The following is a 3,259-nucleotide window of genomic DNA, read 5'->3' as shown; positions in this document are numbered from 1 at the left end:
AAGGAAGGCCGGCTTGAGGTGGTAGACGAGCACGTTGCAGCCGTTGCGCTGGAACTTGGCCAGCTCGCTCTCGAGCATCTTCGGCGTGAGGTGACCGGAGACGTCGGCCAGTTGATGCAGTGCGTTGGGGAAGCTCGTCTCCACCAGGAGCGCCTTGAGGGTGGGCGTCTGGTTGAGAACCTTCCACAACTTGTCGGTCGGGCCGGTATCGCCGCTCATGGCCAGCGAGGTGCGACCGCGCGTAATCACGAAGCCGCAGGACTCCACCGGGTGGTGCACCGGAATGGACTGCACCGTGTAGGCCCCCACCTGGAAGGTGCTGCCCGCCCGGAAGGGCTTGATGCGCAGCACCGGCTCCTTGCGCGTGGGGATGCGGGTGAAGTCCGGCCAGAGCGCGTTGTTGAACATGTTCTCGCGCAGGGCCCGGGCACACTCGCGCGAGGCGTGGATGGTGACCGGCTTGTCTCGCCGGCCGATGATCAGATCCGCCATCAACGGCAGATCCTTCACGTGGTCGAAATGGCTGTGGCCCACGAGGATGTCGTCGACCTTGCAGAGCTGCTCGAGCGTCAGCGTGCTCGTGAGCGCGCCCGCGTCGAGCGCGAGCACGCCGTCCACGAGAAAGCACGTGGTGCGACACGAGGGAAGCTCACCACCATGGCAGCCAAGGACCTGGAGCTTCACGTCAGAGATCTCCAAACTTCCACTTCATCTCCAGGTATTGGAGGAAGTCGTGGAGCCGCGCCGTATCATGCACGGTGAGTCTGTCACCGCCGCGCTCCACCAGGCCGGCCCGCTCCAGCCTGTCCAACATGTTGCGGATGGCCGGCTCGCCCACGCCGATCTGCCGGGGCAGCTCGCGCACCGCCAGTTCGATCTCCACCCCCTCCTCCATGGCGCGACCGCGCGTCTGGCACACCTGGAGGATGTGGTGCACCACCCGGCTGGCCGGGTCCGCGTGCAGCAGGTTCTCGATCTGCGCGTCCGCCTCGGACAGGCGCTCGGCCAGCTTCTTGATCATCCGGACGGCGATCTCCGAGTTGCCGCGGATCATCCCCTCGAACGTCTTGGGATCGATGACCAGCAGCTTCGCGTCCTCGCTGACGGAGGCGGTGGCGTTGCGGGGCTTGTTGGAGATGATCGCCATCTCCCCGAAGAACTCGCCGGGGCCGAGCACCGCGAGCACCTTCTCCACGTCGCGCACGCGCTTGGAAATGGCGATTCTTCCCGATTGAAGGACGAACATCTCCTTGCCCGGCTCCCCTTCGCGGAAGAGGACCGTGCCCTTCGGGAACTCCTTGCCGAAACGTTGAAAGAGGGTTTCCTCGGCGCCCATCATGGGCAGTTAAGCCCCCCCCATCGACAGGGTCAAATTCCGGGGTCCATGTCGCCTAAACGCCCACCCGGCGCGGGGGTCCACGACGACGCCAATATGACACCCGGGGTCCTGCCAGCAGAGACAAGCAGAGGGGGGAGAAGTAGAAGTCCGGCCGTGGGAACGACCTATAAGCAGGCCGGAGTGGACATCGAGGCGGGTGACGCGTTCGTCGAGCGCATCAAGCCCTATGCGGCGCGGACGGTGAGGCCGGAGGTGGTGGCCGGGGTGGGCGGCTTCGGCGGCCTGTTCGCCCTGCCCCCGGGCAAGTACCGGGAGCCGGTGCTGGTGGCCGGCACGGATGGGGTGGGCACCAAGCTGAAGGTGGCCTTCCAGGCGGGCCGGCACGGAACGGTGGGCATCGATCTGGTGGCCATGTCGGTCAACGACATCCTCACCTGTGGGGCCGAGCCGCTCTTCTTCCTGGACTACTTCGCCACGGGCCGGCTGGAGGTGGACGCCGCGGCCGAGGTGGTGAAGGGCATCGCCCAGGGCTGTGAGCAGGCGGGGTGCACGCTGCTGGGTGGGGAGACGGCGGAGATGCCGGGCTTCTACGCGCGGGGCGAGTACGACCTGGCGGGCTTCTGCGTGGGCGTGGTGGAGCGCTCGGAGCTCATCGACGGCAAGAGCGTGGCGCCGGGTGATGTGCTCATCGGGATGACGTCCTCGGGCCTGCACTCCAACGGCTACTCGCTGGCGCGCAAGGTGCTGCTGGACGACGCGAAGCTGGCGCTGGACGCGGTGCCCGAGGGATGGGACCGGCCGCTGGCGGACGCGCTGCTGGAGCCCACGCGCATCTACGTGAAGGACGCGCTGGCGCTGATGAAGGCGGTGAAGGTGAAGGGCTTCGCTCACATCACCGGCAGCGGGATTCCGGGCAACCTGCCGCGCTGCCTGCCGGACGGGACGCGGGCGGTGCTGGACGAGAAGACGTGGAAGCGTCCGGCCATCTTCGAGCTCATCCAGAAGCTGGGCGGAGTCGAGCGCAAGGAGATGTACGACACCTTCAACATGGGCCTGGGCCTCATCGCGGTGGTGGCGAAGGAGGACGTGGGCACGGCGCTGGCGACCCTGAAGGCGCGCGGGGTGGAGGCCAGCGAGGTGGGCCGCGTGGAGGCGGGCCAGGGAGAGGCCACGGCGGTCATCGAGCCATGAGCGCCAGGACGAAGGTAGGCGTGCTGGTGTCGGGGAGCGGCAGCAACCTTCAGGCCCTGCTGGACGCGTGCGCGAGGCCGGACTTCCCGGCCGAGGTGGCGGTGGTGGTGTCCAACGTGCCCACGGCCTTCGCGCTGGAGCGGGCGAGGAAGGCCGGCGTGCCGACGGTGGTGTTGGACCACAAGACGTTCGGCGCGCGCGCGGACTTCGAGAAGGCGCTGGGGGAGACGCTGGTGTCGGCGGGCGTGGAGTGGGTGTGCCTGGCGGGCTTCATGCGGCTGCTGGGCGCGGACTTCCTGGGGCGCTTCCCGGGCAAGGTGCTGAACATCCACCCTTCCCTGCTGCCGGCCTTCCCGGGGATGCATGCGCAACGGCAGGCACTGGAGCGCGGGGTGAAGCTGGCCGGGTGCACGGTGCACTTCGTGGACCCTGGCACGGACACGGGCCCCATCATCGCGCAGGCGGTGGTGCCGGTCCTGCCCGAGGACGACGAGGCGACGCTGACGGCGCGCATCCTGAAAGAGGAGCACCGGCTGTACCCGCTGGTGGTGAAGCTGGCGACCACGGGAGCGGTGCGACTGGAGGGCGGGCGCGCCGTGACGACGACGGGGCCGGCGCTGGGCGAGCTGAGCCTGCGCAACCCGGGCGAGCCGGGCTGAGCAGGGCCTTGCATCCAGTGGAGGCGGCGGGAATCGAACCCGCCGCTAGAGGCTTCCGGCCAGAGAGTCC

Annotated in this window: 4 protein-coding genes; 2 read left to right on the top strand and 2 right to left on the bottom strand. The window is 68.3% G+C overall.

The genetic code is table 11. The features are described 5' to 3' along the window. Together VF794_RS15765 and VF794_RS15760 are read right to left on the bottom strand one after the other, a co-directional pair. The coding region (locus VF794_RS15765; RefSeq protein ID WP_331111220.1) for a 3',5'-cyclic-nucleotide phosphodiesterase at positions 1-684 on the bottom strand (684 nt) is incomplete at its 3' end. 1 nt (position 685) lies between these two features. Further along, complete coding sequence (locus VF794_RS15760) at positions 686-1,336, bottom strand: Crp/Fnr family transcriptional regulator (RefSeq protein ID WP_331111222.1); 651 nt, start codon at positions 1,334-1,336, stop codon at positions 686-688. 156 nt (positions 1,337-1,492) lie between these two features. Here VF794_RS15760 and purM point away from each other — a divergent pair, with 156 nt between their 5' ends. Next, positions 1,493-2,530, top strand: coding sequence for a phosphoribosylformylglycinamidine cyclo-ligase (purM, locus tag VF794_RS15755; RefSeq protein WP_331111218.1), 1,038 nt, complete (start codon positions 1,493-1,495; stop codon positions 2,528-2,530). Beyond that, on the top strand, positions 2,527-3,189 hold the full coding sequence (gene purN / locus VF794_RS15750) for a phosphoribosylglycinamide formyltransferase (protein ID WP_331111216.1): 663 nt from the start codon (positions 2,527-2,529) through the stop codon (positions 3,187-3,189). The genes purM and purN overlap by 4 nt, the downstream gene beginning before the upstream one ends. Positions 3,190-3,259 lie beyond the last annotated feature (70 nt).

The sequence above is a fragment of the Archangium sp. genome, from assembly GCF_036389735.1.
Classification (GTDB): Bacteria; Myxococcota; Myxococcia; order Myxococcales; family Myxococcaceae; genus Archangium.
The sequence above is the reverse complement of the archived record's forward strand: the minus strand, read 5'-3'. Positions and strand labels throughout refer to the sequence as shown.

What these genes read in the sequence shown, in the direction of transcription:
- VF794_RS15760 (WP_331111222.1), bottom strand. Translation starts at nt 1,336, where the DNA reads ATGGGCGCCGAGGAAACCCTCTTTCAACGTTTCGGCAAGGAGTTCCCG.
- purN (WP_331111216.1), top strand. Translation starts at nt 2,527, where the DNA reads ATGAGCGCCAGGACGAAGGTAGGCGTGCTGGTGTCGGGGAGCGGCAGC.